This is a genomic window from Streptomyces sp. B1866 (assembly GCF_031932565.1).
Lineage (GTDB): Bacteria > Actinomycetota > Actinomycetes > Streptomycetales > Streptomycetaceae > Streptomyces.
Genome location: NZ_JAVSCF010000132.1, coordinates 1 through 17,616, shown reverse-complemented (window position 1 = coordinate 17,616; position 17,616 = coordinate 1). Strand labels below are relative to the sequence as shown.

The 17,616-nt window shown below is 74.7% G+C and carries 16 protein-coding genes and 1 pseudogene; 8 read left to right on the top strand and 9 right to left on the bottom strand.

Annotated elements, in window-relative coordinates; all coding sequences use genetic code 11:
• Nucleotides 1-452, top strand: a 452-nt coding sequence (locus tag RKE29_RS17990) for an RcpC/CpaB family pilus assembly protein (protein ID WP_312006444.1), incomplete at its 5' end; no start/stop codon positions are given.
• A 231-nt stretch (nt 453-683) separates the two neighbouring features.
• Nucleotides 684-1,154 (top strand): large conductance mechanosensitive channel protein MscL, encoded by a 471-nt coding sequence (gene mscL / locus RKE29_RS17985; protein WP_312006443.1) that lies wholly within the window; start codon nt 684-686, stop codon nt 1,152-1,154.
• A gap of 179 nt (nt 1,155-1,333) precedes the next feature.
• Here mscL and RKE29_RS17980 read toward each other — a convergent pair whose 3' ends face one another.
• The 6 genes and pseudogenes from RKE29_RS17980 to RKE29_RS17955 form a co-directional block, all read right to left on the bottom strand.
• Nucleotides 1,334-1,657: a hypothetical protein gene (locus RKE29_RS17980; protein WP_312006442.1), complete on the bottom strand. Its 324-nt coding sequence runs from the start codon at nt 1,655-1,657 to the stop codon at nt 1,334-1,336.
• Nucleotides 1,654-2,187, bottom strand: coding sequence for an AMP-binding protein (locus RKE29_RS17975; protein ID WP_312006441.1), 534 nt, complete (start codon nt 2,185-2,187; stop codon nt 1,654-1,656). The genes RKE29_RS17980 and RKE29_RS17975 overlap by 4 nt, the downstream gene beginning before the upstream one ends.
• Before the next feature lie 337 nt (nt 2,188-2,524).
• Nucleotides 2,525-4,660 carry a fructose-specific PTS transporter subunit EIIC gene (locus RKE29_RS17970; RefSeq protein ID WP_312006440.1) on the bottom strand — a complete coding sequence of 712 codons (2,136 nt, stop codon included), beginning with the start codon at nt 4,658-4,660 and terminating at the stop codon, nt 2,525-2,527.
• Between the two features lie 228 nt (nt 4,661-4,888).
• Nucleotides 4,889-5,830 (bottom strand): annotated as a pseudogene (pfkB, locus tag RKE29_RS17965) (1-phosphofructokinase); the annotation flags it as partial.
• A complete protein-coding gene (locus RKE29_RS17960; protein ID WP_312006439.1) occupies nt 5,827-6,588 on the bottom strand; it encodes a DeoR/GlpR family DNA-binding transcription regulator in 762 nt (253 codons plus the stop codon). The pseudogene pfkB and the gene RKE29_RS17960, both read right to left, overlap by 4 nt.
• 364 nt (nt 6,589-6,952) lie before the next feature.
• The gene (locus tag RKE29_RS17955; protein ID WP_312006438.1) at nt 6,953-7,954 is read right to left on the bottom strand and encodes a sigma-70 family RNA polymerase sigma factor; all 1,002 of its coding nucleotides are present in this window, start codon (nt 7,952-7,954) and stop codon (nt 6,953-6,955) included.
• Between the two features lie 169 nt (nt 7,955-8,123).
• Between RKE29_RS17955 and RKE29_RS17950 the strand changes: the two genes are divergently transcribed.
• The 4 genes from RKE29_RS17950 (at nt 8,124) to RKE29_RS17935 (ending at nt 11,264) form a co-directional block, all read left to right on the top strand.
• The gene (locus RKE29_RS17950; RefSeq protein ID WP_312006437.1) at nt 8,124-8,687 is read left to right on the top strand and encodes an N-acetyltransferase family protein; all 564 of its coding nucleotides are present in this window, start codon (nt 8,124-8,126) and stop codon (nt 8,685-8,687) included.
• A 129-nt stretch (nt 8,688-8,816) separates the two neighbouring features.
• Nucleotides 8,817-9,230, top strand: coding sequence for a hypothetical protein (locus RKE29_RS17945; RefSeq protein ID WP_312006436.1), 414 nt, complete (start codon nt 8,817-8,819; stop codon nt 9,228-9,230).
• A 133-nt stretch (nt 9,231-9,363) separates the two neighbouring features.
• Nucleotides 9,364-10,605 carry a questin oxidase family protein gene (locus RKE29_RS17940; protein WP_312006435.1) on the top strand — a complete coding sequence of 414 codons (1,242 nt, stop codon included), beginning with the start codon at nt 9,364-9,366 and terminating at the stop codon, nt 10,603-10,605.
• Nucleotides 10,606-10,763: 158 nt separating this feature from the next.
• On the top strand, nt 10,764-11,264 hold the full coding sequence (locus RKE29_RS17935) for a MarR family transcriptional regulator (protein ID WP_312006446.1): 501 nt from the start codon (nt 10,764-10,766) through the stop codon (nt 11,262-11,264).
• A 104-nt stretch (nt 11,265-11,368) separates the two neighbouring features.
• On the opposite strand, the gene RKE29_RS17930 is transcribed toward RKE29_RS17935, so the two are convergent.
• A complete protein-coding gene (locus tag RKE29_RS17930) occupies nt 11,369-12,898 on the bottom strand; it encodes an MFS transporter (protein WP_312006434.1) in 1,530 nt (509 codons plus the stop codon).
• 307 nt (nt 12,899-13,205) lie between these two features.
• The gene (locus RKE29_RS17925) at nt 13,206-13,841 is read right to left on the bottom strand and encodes a helix-turn-helix domain-containing protein (RefSeq protein ID WP_312006445.1); all 636 of its coding nucleotides are present in this window, start codon (nt 13,839-13,841) and stop codon (nt 13,206-13,208) included.
• 365 nt (nt 13,842-14,206) lie between these two features.
• Here RKE29_RS17925 and RKE29_RS17920 point away from each other — a divergent pair, with 365 nt between their 5' ends.
• Nucleotides 14,207-15,508, top strand: a complete 1,302-nt coding sequence (locus RKE29_RS17920; protein ID WP_312006433.1) for a M6 family metalloprotease domain-containing protein — start codon at nt 14,207-14,209, stop codon at nt 15,506-15,508.
• On the opposite strand, the gene RKE29_RS17915 is transcribed toward RKE29_RS17920, so the two are convergent.
• A complete protein-coding gene (locus tag RKE29_RS17915) occupies nt 15,471-16,100 on the bottom strand; it encodes a TetR family transcriptional regulator (protein WP_312006432.1) in 630 nt (209 codons plus the stop codon). The genes RKE29_RS17920 and RKE29_RS17915 overlap by 38 nt on opposite strands.
• A 401-nt stretch (nt 16,101-16,501) precedes the next feature.
• On the opposite strand from RKE29_RS17915, the gene RKE29_RS17910 reads away from it, so the two are divergent.
• Nucleotides 16,502-17,536, top strand: coding sequence for an ABC transporter substrate-binding protein (locus RKE29_RS17910; RefSeq protein WP_312006431.1), 1,035 nt, complete (start codon nt 16,502-16,504; stop codon nt 17,534-17,536).
• The last annotated feature ends 80 nt before the right edge of the window (nt 17,537-17,616 follow it).

Genomic DNA, 17,616 nt, shown 5'->3' with positions numbered 1-17,616 from the left:
TGGCGGCCGCGGCTCCGCGCGGCGACGGGCGGGCGGGCCAGGTCGCGGTGCCCGCCGCCGACGACCCGCGGCCGGACCAGCACGAGGGCACGCGACACGGCGGGCGTGTGGACGCGCGCCCCGGGCCCGCGCGCCCCGACCTGGTGTCCGCGCCGGTGCGGATCGCCGACGCCGCGGCGGTGCGGCTGCTGCGCCCGGGGGACCGGGTCGACGTGGTGGCCACCAGCGGCTTCTCCACGGCACGCGAGCCGGCTCCCGCGCGGGTGGTGGCCCGCGGCGCCCGGGTCGCCGAGGTGCCCGAACCGCGGGGCGGGGAGGACGGCGCGGGCGGCGGCGCGACGGCCGCGGAGCCCGGCGGCGGGGCGCTGGTGGTGCTGGCCGTGCCGCGGGCGACGGCTGCCGCGCTGGCCGGCGCCGGGGCCACCTCTCGGCTGGCGGTGACCCTGTGCTGACCGCGGCGGCGTCACTCCCGCCCGGCGTTCTCCGCCGGGCGCCGACGGCGCCTTCCCCCGAGCCGGGCGCCCTTATCTCCACTCTCGCCCCTTTTCTCCCGGCTCTCCGGGCCTTGCCGAAGGCTCTGCGCGGACTGCTCCCGAGACGGGTCTGGACAGTGCCGCCCCGCCCTGCCGTATGTTGCGGACCCGTCGGTTCCGACGCGTACGCGGCAAGAGAGAGGCAGTGGGTTGAGCGAACAGAGCAAGAGCGTCCTGGAGGGCTTCAAGGCCTTCCTGATGCGGGGGAACGTGATCGACCTGGCGGTCGCGGTGGTCATCGGCGCGGCGTTCACCAGCGTGGTGAACTCCGTCGTGAAGGGCGTGATCAACCCCATCGTGGGCGCCTTCGGCACCAAGGACCTGGAGCGGTACCGCTCCTGCCTCAAGGGCCCCTGCGAGACGAACGCCGCGGGCGAGGTGGTGCACGGCATCCCGATCATGTGGGGCTCGGTGCTCGGTGCCGTGCTGACCTTTCTGATAACCGCGACGGTGGTGTACTTCCTGATGGTCCTGCCGATGTCGCGCTACCTGGCGCGGCGGGCCGCCAAGGAGCAGGAGGCGGAGGAGAAGGAAGCCGAGACGCAGAGCGCCGAGGTGCTGCTGCTGCAGGAGATCCGCGACGCGCTCGTCGCGCGGCGCGGAAGCGCCTCCGGGTCGTAGCCGTACGGCCGGCGGCTGGGGGCGCCGGGGCCGCAGGAGCCGTCGGGAAGGCGGCCGGAGGTGGCGGGGCCGCCGGCAGGGAGGCGGCCCGGCGGTGCCATACCGGTCGGCGGCCCGGGCACCCGCGGCCTGTCCCCGGCCCGCACGCAGGCGGCGCGGGCCGGGTGCGGACGGTGCTGTCAGAGGTGGTGCGGCGGCTTCTCGTCCAGGAAGCGGGCCAGGTCCGCCGCCGCACCACTGCGCTCGCCCCACCCACGGTCGGTGTCGTCCGTGGACCGCTGCGTGAGCGGGTCGTCGAAGACGAGCGCCGAGGGGACGGCCCGGGCGGTCGGCGCTGGCTCGCGTGGCCCGGGAGCCGACGGCGCGGGCCCGGTCGGCGCGGACCCGGAGCGGTCGTCGCCGGGCAGGCCCTGCTCGTACCGGGCCGACGACGGCGGGGCCGACGGGGCCGGGACCGGCTGGACGGACGGATCGCGCGGCCCGGAGGTGGGGACGGAGGTCATGCGTCCAGCGTACGGCGGGCCCTGCCGAGCGCCTCGTGCCACCACAGGTCGCGACCGGGCGTCCAGGGCACGGGGCGGCGGACGCGGTGGACGACCAGCACCGCGCGGACGTCCGGGCAGCCGGTCAGCGCCCGGTCGACCACGGGCTTGAGCGCCTGGGGCTCCTTGCGCCGCCCGGCTCCGTCGACGGTGATCAGGACGCCGGCGCCCGACTCCCGCAGCTGGTCGCGCAGTTCACGGGCCGACAGGCCGGTGGACAGCACGGCGCGTCCGGCGCCCAGCCGGCCGCAGGCGATGGTCATGATGATCGACTCGGAGATCAGCGGCAGGTGGACGGCGACCGTGTCCCCGGGTCTGACTCCCAGGCGGGAGAGCACGTCCGCCGCGCAGGCGGCCTGGTCCAGCAGCTCGCCGTGGGTGAACTCGTCGACGCGGTCCGGCTCGCTGATCCACCGGAGGGCGACATCGGCGGGCTGCCGCGCGGCGGCGTCCACTGCCTGGTGCTCGTCCGTGTGGGAAGGGTGCGACACGGCTGTCCCCTTTCGGACGGGGGCGAAAGGTATACCGATCAGCGTGCTGCCGGCGGGTCAACGTCCAATGAACGTCCGCTATATGCGACGCCCTTGTCCGTGCCGGATGCCGAGGCAGCCGAAGCAACGGATGATAGGGGCAAAAGCAGCGAAGCCTGGCAGCCGTGCCCGACGGCGGAACGGCCTTGACGCGGCCCACCGGCCGGGCCCCCGCACCCCCGGCGAGCGCCCGGCCGCTGGTCCCCGGCGGGCTTTCGCGGGCCCCGGACCCGCCGGGGCCGGCAAGGGGCACGGCCGCCCGGCCCCGGGTGCCCAGGGGCCGGGCGGCCGCAGTGGATCAGGCGCCGACTGGCAGCCTGGGCTCCTCCCCCGCCGCTCCCTGCGCGGCGGCCCGGCCCCCGGGACCGGCGCCTTCGGCCCCGGGGACCGCGACGGCCTCCCGGCGCATGCCCTTCAGGGCGATCACCAGCCCGGCCGACACCACCGTGCCCGCGGCCACGGCCAGCAGGTACAGCAGCGGCCGGCCGATCAGCGGCACGACGAAGACGCCGCCGTGCGGGGCGCGCAGCGTGCACTCGAAGGCCATCGACAGGGCTCCGGTGACCGCGCCGCCCGCCATCGCGGACGGGATCACGCGCAGCGGGTCGGCCGCGGCGAACGGGATGGCGCCCTCGGTGATGAAGGACGCGCCCAGCACCCAGGCGGCCTTCCCGTTCTCCCGCTCGGTTCTGGTGAACAGCCGCCCCCGGAGGGTGGTGGCCAGCGCCATGGCCAGCGGCGGAACCATCCCGGCCGCCATCACCGTCGCCATGACCTTCAGGCTGCCGGAGCTGGGGTCCGACACGGCGATGCCGCCCGTGGCGAAGGCGTAGGCGACCTTGTTGACCGGTCCGCCCAGGTCGAAGCACATCATCAGCCCCAGGACGACGCCGAGGATCACGGCGTTCGCGCCGGAGAGACTGTTCAGCCAGTCGGTCATGGCCTTCTGGGCGGAGGCGATGGGCTTGCCGACCACCACGAACATCAGGAAGCCGACGGCGGCCGAGGAGACCAGCGGTATCACGACGACCGGCATGATGCCGCGCAGCGCGGGCGGCACGGAGGCCCGCTGGATCGCCATGACGATCGCGCCCGCGATCAGGCCCGCGGCGAGGCCGCCGAGGAAGCCCGCCTTGATGGTGGTCGCGATGAATCCCCCGACGAAGCCCGGGACGAGGCCGGGCCGGTCGGCCATGCCGTAGGCGATGTACCCGGCCAGGACCGGCACCAGGAAGGTGAACGCCGCACTCCCGATCTGGAACAGCAGCGCGGCCCAGCTGTGGCCCTCGGTCCACGCGAAGTGATCGGCGACGGACCCGGCGTCCGCGATCTCGTAGCCGCCGATCGCGAAGGCGAGCGCGATGAGCAGGCCGCCCGCGGCGACGAAGGGCACCATGTAGCTGACGCCGGTCATCAGCCAGGTGCGCAGCCGGGTGCCGAAGCCCGCGCCCGGCCCGCCCGCCGAGTCCATCGGAGCGCTGCGGGCGGCGGGCTCCGCGGCCGGGGCGCCGGACGCGTGGCGTGCGGCCTTCTCGCGCGCCTCGGCTATCAGCTCGGCCGCGCGGTTGATCCCGGCCTTGACGCCGACGTCGACGGTCGGCTTGCCGGCGAACCTGTCTCTGCCGCGCACCTCGACGTCGTGCGCGAGGATCACCGCGTCGGCGGCGGCGATCGTGGCGGGCGCCAGCGTGTCGAAGCCGGCCGAGCCCTGGGTCTCGACGGTCAGCTCGACACCCGCGTCCCGCGCGGCGCGCTCCAGCGACTCGGCGGCCATGTAGGTGTGCGCGATGCCGGTGGGACACGAGGTGACGGCGACGATCCGGAACGGCCCGGCCGCCGGGGACCCGGTGGCCGGTTCCGCCGCCGTCTCGGCCGCCCCGGAGGCGCCCGCCGACGGGGACGGCTCCGCCGGCTCGGTGGCGGCGGCAGCCGGCCCGGAGGCCGAGGCGCCGGCCGGTTGGGACGGCTCGGACGCCGGTCCGGCCGGGTCCCGCGGTCCGCCGCGGATCACAGCGGCGGCGAGCGCCGGGTCGTCGGCCGTGCGCAGCGCGGCTGTGAACGCGGGGTCCATCAGGTCGCGGGCCAGGCCGGAGAGGATCGTCAGGTGGTCGTCGTCCGCGCCCGCCGGAGCCGCGATCAGGAAGACCAGGTCGGCGGGGCCGTCGGCCGCGCCGAAGTCGATACCGGCCGCGCTTCGCCCGAAGGCCAGGGTCGGCTCGGTGACGTGAGCGCTGCGGCAGTGCGGGATACCGATGCCGCCGTCCAGTCCGGTGGGCATCTGCGCCTCGCGCGCCGCCACGTCGGCGAGGAAGCCGTCGAGGTCGGTGACGCGGCCGGCCGCGGCCATCCGGGCGGCGAGCGACCGGGCCGCGGCCTCCTTGGTGTCGGCGGACAGGTCCAGGTCGACCAGGTCCGGGGTGATCAGCTCACTCATCGCGCGGCTCCTTCACTTGCGGTCCCGCCCAGCGGCGGGCGGATGAGCGGAGTGGGGGCGGGCGGGTGCGCCCGCGGTGGGCCCGGATACGGGCGAGGCGGGCCCGAAGGCCGCGGCGGGCCGGGGAGCCCCGGCGGACCCGGTGGCCGAGGCGGACCCGGGAGTCCCGGTGGACCCGGCGGCGGGGACCGGGCCCGGGCCCGGCGCGGCAGGTCCCGGTGCGGCCGCGGCGGGCTCGGCCAGGGCGCGGTCCACGGGGATGTCCGCCGTGACGACGACGGCCGCGGGGTCCAGGTCGGCCGGGCCCGGCATGGCGCTGCCGGGCAGCCGCACCGCGGCCGCGCCGTGTGCCAGGGCCGAGGCGAGCGCGGCGGGCCCGGCGCCGCCCGCGGCGAGGAATCCGGCGAGCGAGGCGTCGCCCGCGCCGACGTTGCTGCGGACCGCGGTGACGCGCGCCGTGCCGTGGTAGATGCCGGTGGCGTCCACCAGCAGCTGCCCGTCCGCGCCGAGGCTGGCCAGGACGGCGCGCGCGCCGGCCGACCGCAGTTCCTCGGCCGCCTTGGCCGCGTCGCCGACCGTGGCGAGCGGGCGGCCGACGGCCTGCGCGAGCTCCGCGGCGTTGGGCTTGACGACGTCGGGGCCCGCGCGCAGGGCCCGGGTCAGCGAGGGGCCCGAGGTGTCCACGGCGACCCGGGCGCCGGCCCGATGGGCGCGCGCGACCAGTTCGGCGTACCACTCCGGGCCGAGCCCGCGGGGCAGGCTGCCGCAGCAGGCGACCCAGTCGGCGGCGGTGACGTGTGTGTCCACGCACGCCAGCAGCGCCTCCGCCTCGTCGGCGGTCAGCTCGGGACCGGCGGCGTTGAGCTTGGTCAGGGTGCCGTCCGGTTCGGCGGCGGCCATGTTGACCCGCGTGGACCCCCGGACGGGCACGCCCGCCACCTCGACGCCCAGTTGCCCGAGCAGGTGCGCCAGCAGGGCGCCCTCCGGCCCGCCGAGCGGCAGCACGGCGACGGTGCGGTGGCCCGCGGCGGCCACGGCCCGCGAGACGTTGACGCCCTTGCCGCCCGGGTCGACGCGGTCGGCGGTGGCGCGGAGCACGGCGCCGCGCTCCAGCGCCGGGACCTCGTACGTGCGGTCCAGGCTGGGGTTCGGGGTGACGGTGAGGATCATGCGCGCGTCACATCCGTACCCTGCCGCTCGATGGCGAGGGCGTCCTTGGGGCTGAGCCCGCTGTCGGTCACGAGCAGGTCGACCTGGTCCAGGCCGCCGAACCGGGCGAAGTGCTCCTGGCCGTGCTTGGACGAGTCGGCGAGCAGCACCACCCGGCGCGCGGCGGCGATGGTGGCGCGCTTGACGGCGGCCTCGGCCAGGTCGGGGGTGGTCAGGCCACCGTCGAGTGAGAAGCCGTTCGTGGCGAGGAAGACCACGTCGGCCCTGATCTCCCCGTAGCCGCGCAGCGCCCAGGCGTCGACAGCGGCGCGCGTGCGGTGCCGGACGCGCCCGCCGACGAGGTGCAGGGAGATGCCGGGGTGGTCGGCGAGGCGGGCGGCGACCGGCAGCGCGTGGGTGACGACCGTCAGGCTGGACTCCAGCGGGAAGGCGGCGGCCAGGCGGGCGGCCGTGGTACCGGCGTCGATGATCACGCTGCCGTCCGCGGGCAGTTCGGCGAGGGCGGCGTGCGCGATGCGGTCCTTCTCGTCGGCGGCGGTGCTCTCGCGCTCGGCGAGGTCGGGCTCGAAGTCCAGGCGCCCGGCCGGGATGGCACCACCGTGGACGCGTCGCACGAGCCCGGCCCGGTCGAGGGCCCGCAGATCCCGCCGTACGGTCTCGGCGGTGACCTGGAACTCCTCGGCGAGGGACAGCACGTCCACCCGGCCGCTCTCGCGGGCGAGCCGCAGGATCTCCTGCTGGCGCTCCGGTGCGTACATGTGGTTGACCGCCCCCTCGATACCCGGTTCTGTGACTTCGGCGCCAGATTACGGGCACATCAGGGGGAAGTAAACACACTCGGACATGATTCAGAAATGAACGGGCATCAGCGGGCATCAAGAGGTGTCCGCTCGGCTGCGGAGCGGGCGGAACAGGCGGCTACGGACGGTGGCGGGCCCCGGCGCTCGGGGGGAGTGAGCGGCCGGGGCCCGGCCGACGGGTACCCAGAGGACGGCCGGCCACGCCTTTCGCGCGGCCGGTCTGCGGCGGGCCGGCGTTCCCGCCACCCGGCAGCGAGCCTGGCCGACGACCGGAGCACGGCCGGGCGCCCCGCGGCGATCGCCGCGGGCGCCGGCGGGCGGCTCAGGCCGCGGCGTCGAATCCGGTCTGCCGGGCCATCTTCTTCAGCTCCAGCAGCGCGTGCTTCTCGATCTGCCGGATCCGCTCCCGGGTCAGGCCGTGCTGCTTGCCGACCTCGGTGAGGGTGCGCTCGCGGCCGTCCTCGATGCCGTAGCGCGCCCTGATGATCGACGCGGTGCGGTCGTCGAGCCGGCCGATGAGCTCGTCCAGCTCCTCGCTGCGCAGCAGGGTCATCACCGACTGCTCCGGCGACACGGCCGAGGTGTCCTCCAGCAGGTCGCCGAACTGGGTCTCGCCCTCGTCGTCGACCGACATGTTGAGGCTGACCGGGTCGCGGGCCCAGTCCAGCACGTCCGCCACGCGCTCGGCCGTGGTGCTCAGCGCCTCGGCGATCTCCGTGTGGTCCGGCTCCCGGCCCTGCTCGCGGTTGTACTCCCGCTGCACCCGGCGGATGCGCCCCAGCTCCTCGACCAGGTGCACGGGCAGCCGGATCGTACGGGACTGGTCGGCGATGGACCGGGTGATGGCCTGGCGGATCCACCACGTCGCGTACGTGGAGAACTTGAAGCCCTTGGTGTAGTCGAACTTCTCCACCGCGCGCACCAGGCCGGCGTTGCCCTCCTGGATCAGGTCGAGCAGGGGCAGGCCGCTGCGCGGGTAGCGGCGCGCGACCGCCACCACCAGGCGCAGGTTCGAGCGGATGAAGACGTCCTTGGCGCGGTCGCCCTCGGCGGCGATCGCCTCCAGTTCCTCGCGGCTCGCGCCGGCGGCGGGCGCGTCGGTGATCTCCCCGTCCAGGATCTGCCGGGCGTAGACACCCGCCTCGATGGACTGCGAGAGCTCGACCTCCTTCGCCGCGTCGAGCAGCGGGGTGCGGGCGATCTCGTCGAGGTACATGCCGACCAGGTCGCGGTCGGCGATCTCCCCGCCTCCGGCGCGAACGCTGTGGGCCCCGTCAGCGCCACCGCTGGTGGCCTGGCTGTGGGCGACGGCACGGGTTGCCATGCGTGCTCCCTTAACTCTGGATCGGGCGCGAACTACGATGGACGAGTCATCTGCCGGGTGCCCCGTCCGATGGAAACAACGACTGGAATCCGGACAGAATTCCCATGCCGCGCACCCCTTTTTCCGATCATGCAGTATCCTTTGCCACCACCTCAGCAGCGGAGGCCAGATGCCGTCGGAATACGGGGAAGTGCAGGTCAGGCCGGGCGCCGAGCGCGACCTGGAAGCTCTGACGGACCTCTACAACCACTACGTCCGTGAGACCTCGATCACCTTCGACATCGAGCCCTTCACCACCGAGCAGCGCCGTCCGTGGCTGCTGGCCCACCCCGAGGACGGCCCGCACCGCCTGTTCGTCGCCGAGGAGGCCCCGGCCGGGACGAGCGGCGCGGACGGCACGGCAGCGCGGGGCCGCCTGCTGGGCTACGCGACCAGCGGCCCGTTCCGCGCCAAGGCCGCGTACGACCCGTCCGTCGAGACCAGCGTCTACTGCGCGCCCGGCGCGGGCGGCCGCGGCATCGGCACCCTGCTGTACAAGCGGCTCTTCGAGGCCCTGCGGGACGAGGACGTGCACCGCGCGTACGCCGGCGTGGCCCTGCCCAACGAGCCGTCCCGCCGCCTCCACCTGAACTTCGGGTTCCGCCACGTCGGTACGTACCGCGAGGTGGGCCGGAAGTTCGACCGGTACTGGGACGTCGCCTGGTACGAAAGGCCCCTCGGCCCCGACCGCTGACCCCTGACCTCGCCGGCCGGCCGCCGGCCCCCGCCGCGGCCCGCCCCCGCCCGCCCGCCGACTTGCCGGGCGCCGCGCGCGGGTGTGCCCTGGAAACAGGGACACCGGGCGGGAGTCAGGAGCCGCGCCATGGACGCTCACACAGCCGCTGCGCCGCGCCACGGCCCCCGGCGCCACCACGGCCGCCACCCGCACCTGTCGGTGCCGGCCGCCTGGGCGGTGCCCCTGCTGCTGGGGCTGTGCTACGGGGCGTACGCGGGCTTCCTCGACCACGAGCAGGGCGCGTCCGCGGCCGGTGCGACGGTGCTCGGCGTGGTGGCCGCCGCCGTGACCGCGGCCCTGTGCCGCCTGGTCGGCCGGTGGCAGGCCCGGCTGATGCCCGAGCTGCGGGCGACGGCGTACGGCGCGCTGACCGGCGCCGCGGTCGGCTACCTGCACAGCCTCAGCGGCGCCGACCACCCCAGATCGGTGGTCCTGGGGCTGCTGCTCGGCCTGGGCACGGGCATCGCGTCCTTCTACGTCTTCTACACGCACGCGGACTGAAACCATGACGCGACGAGAAGCCGCCCGGCGCGCGGACCGCCGGGCGGGGCCGGAAGAAGTAGGTCCGCAGGCCGCCGCGACCGCGACCAGCGGCCGTTCCGGGCCGCCCCGCCCGGTTCCTAGCGTGGTGGGCATGACCGATACCGACGGCATTCTGGACGAAGCCCTGGACCGGCTGCACCGGGCCGGCCCCGAGCGCCGGGGATGGCTCAGCAACCACGGCCCCATGGCGGTCGAGGCCCTGGTCAGGGGCGGGCACGGCCCGTCCGTGCACCGCTGGCTCGACTACTACCGCGACAAGCTGGAGGACATGCCGAGCCCGTACGCGCGCGTCACCGGCGACAACTGGCGCGAGGCCCTGGGCGACCCGCGCCGCGTCGCCGACTGGACCGCGTACTTCACCCGCGAACTCGCCGACCACCCGTGGCGGGAGGTGCTGGCCGCCTGGTGGCCGCGGCTGCTGCCGGGCATCGCCGGAGGCGCGACGCACCCGGTGATCCGCGTCGGCCACGCCGTACGCACCCTGCTCGCCGACCCCGGTGACGCCGCCGCGGGCGCGGCCGGGCCGCGCACCGCCGAGCTGGCCCACGCCCTCGGCTACTGGGGCGCGCGCCACCTGCCGCTGCCGCCGCTGGGCAGCATGCCGGGGCCCGCGCCGGCGAGTGCCGCCGGCGCGCTGGCCGCCGTGCCGCGCGTGGCCGACCAGAACGGCGGCGTCCGCGACCGGCTGGCCCGGATCGGCGCCCTCCCGCAGTGGCCCGGGGCCCGGACGGCACCCGGGGCGCGGGGCGCGCCCGGTCCCGACGAGGCGCGCGACCTGCTGGCGGAGCTGGTACGGGCGGCGGTGCGCCGGTACGCCACCCACGGCCACGGCGACCCGATCATGCTCGTCCACACCGCCACCGCGCCCAACGCCGTGCTGCGCACCCTGCCCGCCCTCCCGCGCGAGCTGTGGGCGCCGAGCCTGGACGCGGCGTGGCGAGCGAGTGCGGCGATCACCGCGGGGTACTCCCCCGAGGCCGCGCTGCCCGTCGACCGGCTGCCGTCCATAGCGCCCCTGCTGTCGGCGGCGCCGCCCGCCGAGGCGTCCGGGACCGCCGGGGCGCCGCCCGGACCGGCCGCGCTCTTCCCGGAGGTCTTCGCGCGGGCCGCGGCGCACGGCGACGAGCACGCGATCAAGTTCACCGACACGGCGCTCGACGTGGCGGCGGCCGAGGCGGCGCGCGCCGCGGCGGCGGACAGCGGGACGGACGCGGAGGGCAGGACCGGCCCGGGCCCGCGGGGCGCCGCGGATGACACGGCGGCCGGCGGACGCGACCACCGCGCCCTGGCGGCGGCGCTGCGCGCGTGCGACCTCATCGACCCCGCGCTGTAGCAGCGCCCGGTCCTGTCGACGGTCCGGTTCAAACCTGGTCGCCCGTTTTTATCCGTCCGGGCCGGGACCGGACCGTACGCCGTCTGGCACCGACACTGGCCATCACAAGAATTATTTAAGTTTCAAGATCGCATCACTACACTGGGCTCGTGGAAGCCATGAACACCCCCGTACCCTCGCCGGAGCCGCGGTGGCTCACCGAGGAGGAACAGGCGACCTGGCAGGCGTTCATCCATGCCACCAGGCTGCTGGAAGACCATCTCGACCGGCAGTTGCAGCGCGACGCGGGCATGCCCCACCTCTACTACGCCCTGCTGGTCGCGCTCTCCCGCGCGCCGCACCGGCGCATGCGCATGACCGAGCTGGCCAAGGCCACGAAGATCACCCGTTCCCGGCTCTCGCACGCCGTCGCCCGCCTGGAGAACAACGGCTGGGTGCGGCGGGAGGAGTGCGCCTCCGACAAGCGCGGCCAGAACACGGTCCTGACCGACGCGGGCTTCGAGGTGCTGCGGCGCACGGCGCCGGGCCACGTGGCCGCCGTCCGCTGGGCGCTCTTCGACCGGCTCGGCCCCGAGCAGGTGAGGCAGTTCGGCGACATCTGCCGGACGATGGCCGAGGGCCTGCAGCCGGAGGGCGCCGACCTGCCCTGGCTGCGCTAGGGCAGGTCTTGATCATCACGCGAAAGGCCCCGCCGACCCGCCGGACGAACCGGGGGCGGCGGGGCCTTCCCGCGTGCCGGTAGGCGCGGCCCGACCCGTGGCGCTCAGTGGGCCATGACGGGAATGCTCAGGTCGTCGGCCCCGTCCCCGGAACCGGCCGGCTGGCTGCCGTCCTGGGGTCCGGCGTTGACCGAGACGAACGCGACCAGCGAGGCCAGCACCAGGATGCCGAACGCCCACCAGATGGCGGTGGAGTAGCCGTGCACCCTCGACTGGAGATCGAGGTACTGCAGCGCGGCCGGGGTGCCCTGCGGCGGCCGGTGCGAGGACAGGTACGAGGAGGTGGCGCTGGAGGCGATGGTGTTGAGCAGCGCGGTGCCGATGGCGCCGCCCACCTGCTGCGAGGTGTTGACCATCGCGGAGGCGACACCCGAGTCGCGCGGCTGGACGCCGAACGTGGACAGGCTCATCGCCGGCATGAAGGCCGTACCCATGCCCAGGCCCAGGATGAGGAAGGCGGGCAGGAGCAGGGCCGCGTACGAGGTGTCCAGGTCGATCTGGGTCAGCATCAGCATGCCGACGGAGGCCGCCAGGAAGCCGGGACCCATCAGGAGCCGTCCCGGGACACGGACCATCAGCCGGGTGCCGATCTGCGTCGACCCGATGATCATGCCCGCGATCATCGGAAGGAAGGCCAGACCGGTCTTGACCGGGCTGTATCCCTTCACGATCTGCATGTAGTAGGTCAGGAACAGGAACAGACCGAACATGCAGATGATGGCGAGGCCCATCGACAGGTACGTACCGCCGCGGTTGCGCTCGGTGACGACGCGCAGCGGCAGCAGCGGCGCCTTCACCCGCGACTCCACGTAGACGAAGGCGACCAGCAGCACGGCGGAGACGATGAACAGGCCGACGGTCACGCCCGCGGTCCAGCCGTCGGTATCGGCGCGGGTGAAGGCGTACACCAGCGAGACCAGGCCGACGGTGGCCAGCAGGACGCCGGGGATGTCCAGCTTGGAGTCGTTGCGGGAGCCCGCGGGCTCGTGGATCACCAGGATCGCGCCCGCGGCGGCGATGACGGCGAAGGGGATGTTGACGAAGAAGGTCCAGCGCCAGTTCAGGTACTCGGTCAGCACGCCGCCGAGGATCAGGCCGACGGCGCCGCCGCCGCCCGCGATGGCGCCGAAGATGCCGAACGCCTTGGCGCGCTCCTTGGCGTCGTTGAAGGAGACCGCCAGCAGCGACAGCGCGGCCGGGGCGAGCAGCGCGCCGAACACGCCCTGGAGCCCGCGCGCGGCGAACAGCATGCCCGCGTTGCCCGCGGCGCCGCCGAGGGCGGAGGCGAGCGCGAAGCCCACCAGGCCGATGGTGAAGGCCCGCTTGCGGCCCCACAGGTCGGCGACCCGGCCGCCGAACAGCAGCAGTCCGCCGAAGGCCAGCGCGTAGGCCGTGACGACCCACTGCCGGTTGGCGTCGGAGATGTCCAGAGCGTGCTGCGCGGAGGGCAGGGCTATGTTCACGATGGTCGCGTCGAGCACGACCATGAGCTGGGCGATGGAGATGAAGACCAGCACTTTCCAGCGCTGCGGGTCGGCCTCCTGGGGGCCGGCCTTCAAAGCCGTTTCAGGCATTACGGAGCCTACCTAGCGGTGCGAAGAGGTATACAACGGGCCGGGCGGAGAGGCCGCGCGCCGCGTGGGTTCGCGTGACGGACGCGCATCGACGGGAGGGCGCTCAAGGCGTCCCCCACGCCCGGCCTGCTCGCATTACGGACTGACGGAACTGACGAAACTGATCGGTCACATCGGATGGTCCTCGCGGTCCTCGGGGACCGGAGGGGCGAAAGGGTGGCGGGACCTGCGTCAGCGGACAAGTCTCCACAGGGTGAGTTAATGTCGTTTCACTCGCGCTTCGCGACGGCTTGCGGCGTGAAAAAGATCACGGCGTGCAGCGCAGATCCTCCAAGGTGGTAGCGGAGCCGGGCAAAGGGGTGTAGCCGGGGGCCCGTAGGCCGTCCAGGAACAGATACAGATGACGGCGCACGAACAGGCCGAACTCCACGCAGCCGCCCTTGCCGGGCAGCGGCCGGGTGAGCTGTGTGACCGCGACCAGGAGATCGCCGACATCGATATCGGCGCGCAGCTGCCCGCTGGCGCGTGCGGCCGTCATCAGAGCCTCGATTCCCGTCTTCAGCCGGTCACGGGCCGCGAGCTGCTCCGGGTGGTCCTTGTCGACCTCGTCCGAGGTCATCGGGCAGAGTGCGCCGATCCGCTCGTCGGCCGCCGCCAACACGAAGCGCCGCAGCGCCTCGAACGCGTCGGGCTCCTCGGCCGCGGCGGCCTCCGCCTGGTCGGCGGCGCGGGACATGACCGACAGGACAACGTGGTGGATCAGCTCTCGCCGGTCCGTGAAGTGCCGGTAGATCGTCGCATTCCCCACGCCCGCGCGTCGAGCGATTTCATCGAGGCTGGCTCCGGCGCCCTGCTCGACGAGCATCTCGCGGGCCGCCGCGACGATCCGCTCCCGGTTGCGCAGGGCGTCCGCCCGCAGCCGGGGCGGCGCCGCCTGCGCCATCCTCGGCACGCGGACCGCGGCGACGGCCTGCGCGGCCCGCGCGGCCTTGCCGACTCCCGGGGCGGGCAGGGCGCCGGGCCTGGCGTCGGTCCGGTCGGGGCTGGCGGAAGTGGCCATGACGTCGCTCCTTCCTGGTACCGGACCGCGGCCCAGTGGTCAAAGGTCAAGATCTACCGGGGAGGATGTCCCCGTTTCGTGTTCGCACCCGAGTAAACGGGGACCGGGTCCCCGGAAATTTCCCGTCGGGTAGGTGGCGTGCGTCACACATCTCGCGGGCTCCTCCACCCGCACGGCCCGGTTTTTTCACCCGGACGGCGGTTCCCGCCGCGCGGCAGCACCGGGGGCGCCCCACGGTGGTCGGCGAGATGAAGCAGCAGCGCCCCCGGATACGCAGCCCCCGCCGCAGCAGCGCGCTCGCCGCGGCCGCCGTCCTGGCGGTCGCGGCGGCCACACCGACGGCCGTCCCGGGCACGGCCCCCGCCCGCGCGGGGCACGCGCGGGCCCGCGACGCCGGGGCGGCGGCCTGCGCCCTGGCCCCCGCGCCCGGCGCCTCGCCCCTGTCCGAGGGCATCCCGACCCCCGTCGGCCACAGCCGCGGCACGGGCCGGGTCGACGCCCTCACGCTGATGATCGACTTCCCGGACGCGCCCGGCGAGGGCACGGCCCGCCGGCGCTTCCGGGAGTTCTTCCCGCAGACCGCGCGGTGGTTCGCCCGCGCCTCCTACGGCCGCCTGGACTACCGGGTCTCGGCCCCGGCCGGCCGCTGGCTGCGCATGCCGCGGCCGTTCGGCTCGTACGGCCTGGACCGCGGCAGTCCGTACGAGCCGGGCTACCACCGGCTGCTCACGGACCTCGTCCGCGTGGCCGGCCCGGTCGTCGACTTCCGCCGCCACGACCTGGTGAACGTCCTGGTCACCCCGAACGCCGGACCGCCGGCCGTACGCGCCGTGCTGTCGGTCAGCTTCGCCGCGAACCCGCGCGCGCCCGTCGCCGACGGGGTCCGGCTCGCCAACGTCTCCTTCGTCTACGGCCGCCAGGACGACGGCACCGGCTCCTACCCCCGGACCGGCTTCCGCGTCCTGCCGCACGAGAACGGCCACCTCTTCGGCCTGCCCGACCTCTACACCGGCGCGGGCGGCGACCTGGCCGGGCACTGGGACGTGATGAGCGAGGACTGGGGCCCGGGCAACGACCTCATGGCCTGGCACAAGTGGAAGCTGGGCTGGCTGCGGGCGGGGCAGGTGGCCTGCGCGGCCCGGCGCGGGGGCTCGGCGCACACGCTGAGCCCGCTGGGCCGCCCGGGCGGCACCAAGCTGGTCGTCGTGCCCCTGTCGGCGACCGAGGCCCTGACCGCCGAGGCGCGGACCGACGAGGGCAACGACGACCGGGTGTGCCGCCCGGGCGTGCTGATCTCGCGGGTGGACACCCGGACCGGCTCGGGCGGCGGTCCGGTACGGGTGGCGGACGCCACCCCGGGCAGCCCCGGCTGCACGCGCGAGCCCAACGTGCACCCCGGGCTCAGCGACGCCGCCCACCGGCCGGGCCAGTCCTTCACCGCCGGCGCGCGCGGGGAGCGCGTGACGGTCCGGGTGACCGGCCGCGACGCGCGCGGCGGCTACCGCGTCGAGGTCACCCGCGGTCCCGCCAGTGCCGGCGGCCGAGGGTGATCAGCCGCAGCTGCCGGTGCGCGGTGTCCACCACCTGCCGCTCGGCCTCGGATCCCGGGGGCGTCTCCAGCAGCGCGGTGGCGGTCAGCACCATGTGGTCCACGTACAGCTCGGCGAACATCCGCACGTCGTCCTCGCGCCAGCCGTCCGGCGCCAGCTCGGAGGCGAAGGCGGCGGCGACCTCGTCGGCGACGCCGCGCAGCTCCTCGGCGATGGCCTCGCGCACGGCCTGGACGCCGCCGTACCGCTCGCGCGCGATGAAGCGGACGTGCGCGGGGTAGGCCCGGACATGCCGCAGCACGGCGTCGACCGTGCCGTCGATGCGCCCCTCGTCCCGCCTCCGCTCGGCCAGCAGGGCGCGGACCATCACGTGCAGGCGGCCCAGGCACTCCTCCACGAGCGCGACGCCGAGGTCGGCCATGTCGTGGAAGTGCCGGTAGAAGGAGGCCGGCACCACGCCCACCACGCGCGTGACCTCGCGCAGGCTGACGCTGCTCAGCGACTGGTCCTTCATCAGCAGCAGCCCCGCCTCCAGCAGGGCGCGGTGGGTCTTCTGCTTCTGCGCCTGGCGGATGCCCAGACTGTGAGTCATGTCATTCAGTAAACAGCCGTTCTCCTATTTTGACCAGCCGCCCACGGCACGCCGCCGGCGCCGCTCGCCGCCTCCGCGGCCGTCGGCCACCGACCGCTCGCCTTCGCCCGCGAGCGCGCCGCACGGAGTACCCCTCGGCGCCGCCGATCTGCCGCCGCTCGCCGTACTGGTGAGCGCGGATCACTCCGCCTTCTGGCAGCCCGAAAGCTGAAACCCCCGCCGCCGCACGGTTCGAGACACATCGCCAGAAGCCGCCGCCACCGGACCGGGAGAGCGCCCCGGGCCACCGCCGGGCCGCCGCAGGGGCAATCGCCGCACCACTGGACAATAACTTAGGTTAGGTTAACCTAACTCCTGGTTCCCGCCACTCGGGTTCCGTATGCGTCCAGAAAGGCACCCTCATGCCCCGCTCCCGTATGCCCTCCCTCTCCCGCCGCGGCCTGCTGGCCGCGGGTGGCGCGGCCGGACTCGGCGCCCTGGTCACCGCCTGCGGAGGCGACGACCCGGGGTCCGGCGGGTCCGGGAGCGGCAAGGACGGCGGCGGCACCTGGTCGTTCACGGACGACCGCGGGAAGAAGGTGGGCCTGGGCAGACGGCCGCGGCACGTCGTCGCCTTCGTCGCCTCCGCGGCGGCGCTGTACGACTTCGGGGCCGCCGACCGGATCGTCGGCGTCTTCGGCCCGACGACGCTGAAGGACGGCGCGCCGGACCCGCAGGCGGGCGACCTGGACGTCCGCAAGGTGACGTCCCTGGGCAACGTCTGGGGCCAGTTCAACGTCGAGAAGTACGCGTCCCTGGACCCCGACCTGCTGATCACCAACATGTACGACCCGGGCGCCCTCTGGTACGTGCCGGACGACAGCAAGCAGAAGATCCTCACCCTCGCGCCCAGCGTCGCCCTCACCACCGCCCGTGTCTCCCTGCTGGAGCCCATCAAGCGCTACGCCGACCTCGCGGCCTCCCTCGGCGCCGACCTGACGGCCAAGCGGATCACCGACGCGAAGGCGCGTTTCGAGGCGGCGGCCGAGAGCCTGCGCACGGCGGCCAAGGGCAACCGCGTCAAGGTCCTCGCCGCGTCGGGCAGCGCCGACCTGTTCTACGTCTCCAACCCGGGCGTCAACGCCGACCTGATGTACTTCCGCGAGCTGGGCGTCGACCTCGTCGTCCCGCGCAAGACCGACAAGGGCGGCTACTTCGAGGGCCTCAGCTGGGAGAACGCCGACCGTTACCCGGCCGACGTGATCCTGCTCGACAACCGCACCTCCGCCCTCCAGCCCAAGGATCTGGCGGCCAAGCCGACCTGGGCCCGCCTCCCCGCGGTCAGGGCCGGACAGGTCACGCCCTGGAGCAGCGAACCGCGCTTCTCCTACGCGGGCGCCGCGCCGCTGCTGGAGTCCCTCGCCAAGGCCGTCCGGGACGCCCGGAAGGTCGTCTGACGCGCGTGCGGCCGGGGCGCCGGCGTCCCGCGCGCCCTCGCGCCCCGGGCCCGGCGCCCCGCGCCCCGCGCCCCGCGCCC

Coding starts and splice junctions, on each gene's coding strand:
- RKE29_RS17960 (WP_312006439.1), bottom strand. CDS start 6,588: ATGTACGCACCGGAGCGCCAGCAGGAGATCCTGCGGCTCGCCCGCGAG.
- RKE29_RS17980 (WP_312006442.1), bottom strand. CDS start 1,657: ATGACCTCCGTCCCCACCTCCGGGCCGCGCGATCCGTCCGTCCAGCCG.
- RKE29_RS17940 (WP_312006435.1), top strand. CDS start 9,364: ATGACCGATACCGACGGCATTCTGGACGAAGCCCTGGACCGGCTGCAC.
- RKE29_RS17935 (WP_312006446.1), top strand. CDS start 10,764: ATGAACACCCCCGTACCCTCGCCGGAGCCGCGGTGGCTCACCGAGGAG.
- RKE29_RS17925 (WP_312006445.1), bottom strand. CDS start 13,841: ATGGCGCAGGCGGCGCCGCCCCGGCTGCGGGCGGACGCCCTGCGCAAC.
- RKE29_RS17945 (WP_312006436.1), top strand. CDS start 8,817: ATGGACGCTCACACAGCCGCTGCGCCGCGCCACGGCCCCCGGCGCCAC.
- RKE29_RS17955 (WP_312006438.1), bottom strand. CDS start 7,954: ATGGCAACCCGTGCCGTCGCCCACAGCCAGGCCACCAGCGGTGGCGCT.
- RKE29_RS17910 (WP_312006431.1), top strand. CDS start 16,502: ATGCCCCGCTCCCGTATGCCCTCCCTCTCCCGCCGCGGCCTGCTGGCC.
- RKE29_RS17950 (WP_312006437.1), top strand. CDS start 8,124: ATGCCGTCGGAATACGGGGAAGTGCAGGTCAGGCCGGGCGCCGAGCGC.
- RKE29_RS17920 (WP_312006433.1), top strand. CDS start 14,207: ATGAAGCAGCAGCGCCCCCGGATACGCAGCCCCCGCCGCAGCAGCGCG.
- RKE29_RS17915 (WP_312006432.1), bottom strand. CDS start 16,100: ATGACTCACAGTCTGGGCATCCGCCAGGCGCAGAAGCAGAAGACCCAC.
- RKE29_RS17970 (WP_312006440.1), bottom strand. CDS start 4,660: ATGAGTGAGCTGATCACCCCGGACCTGGTCGACCTGGACCTGTCCGCC.
- RKE29_RS17930 (WP_312006434.1), bottom strand. CDS start 12,898: ATGCCTGAAACGGCTTTGAAGGCCGGCCCCCAGGAGGCCGACCCGCAG.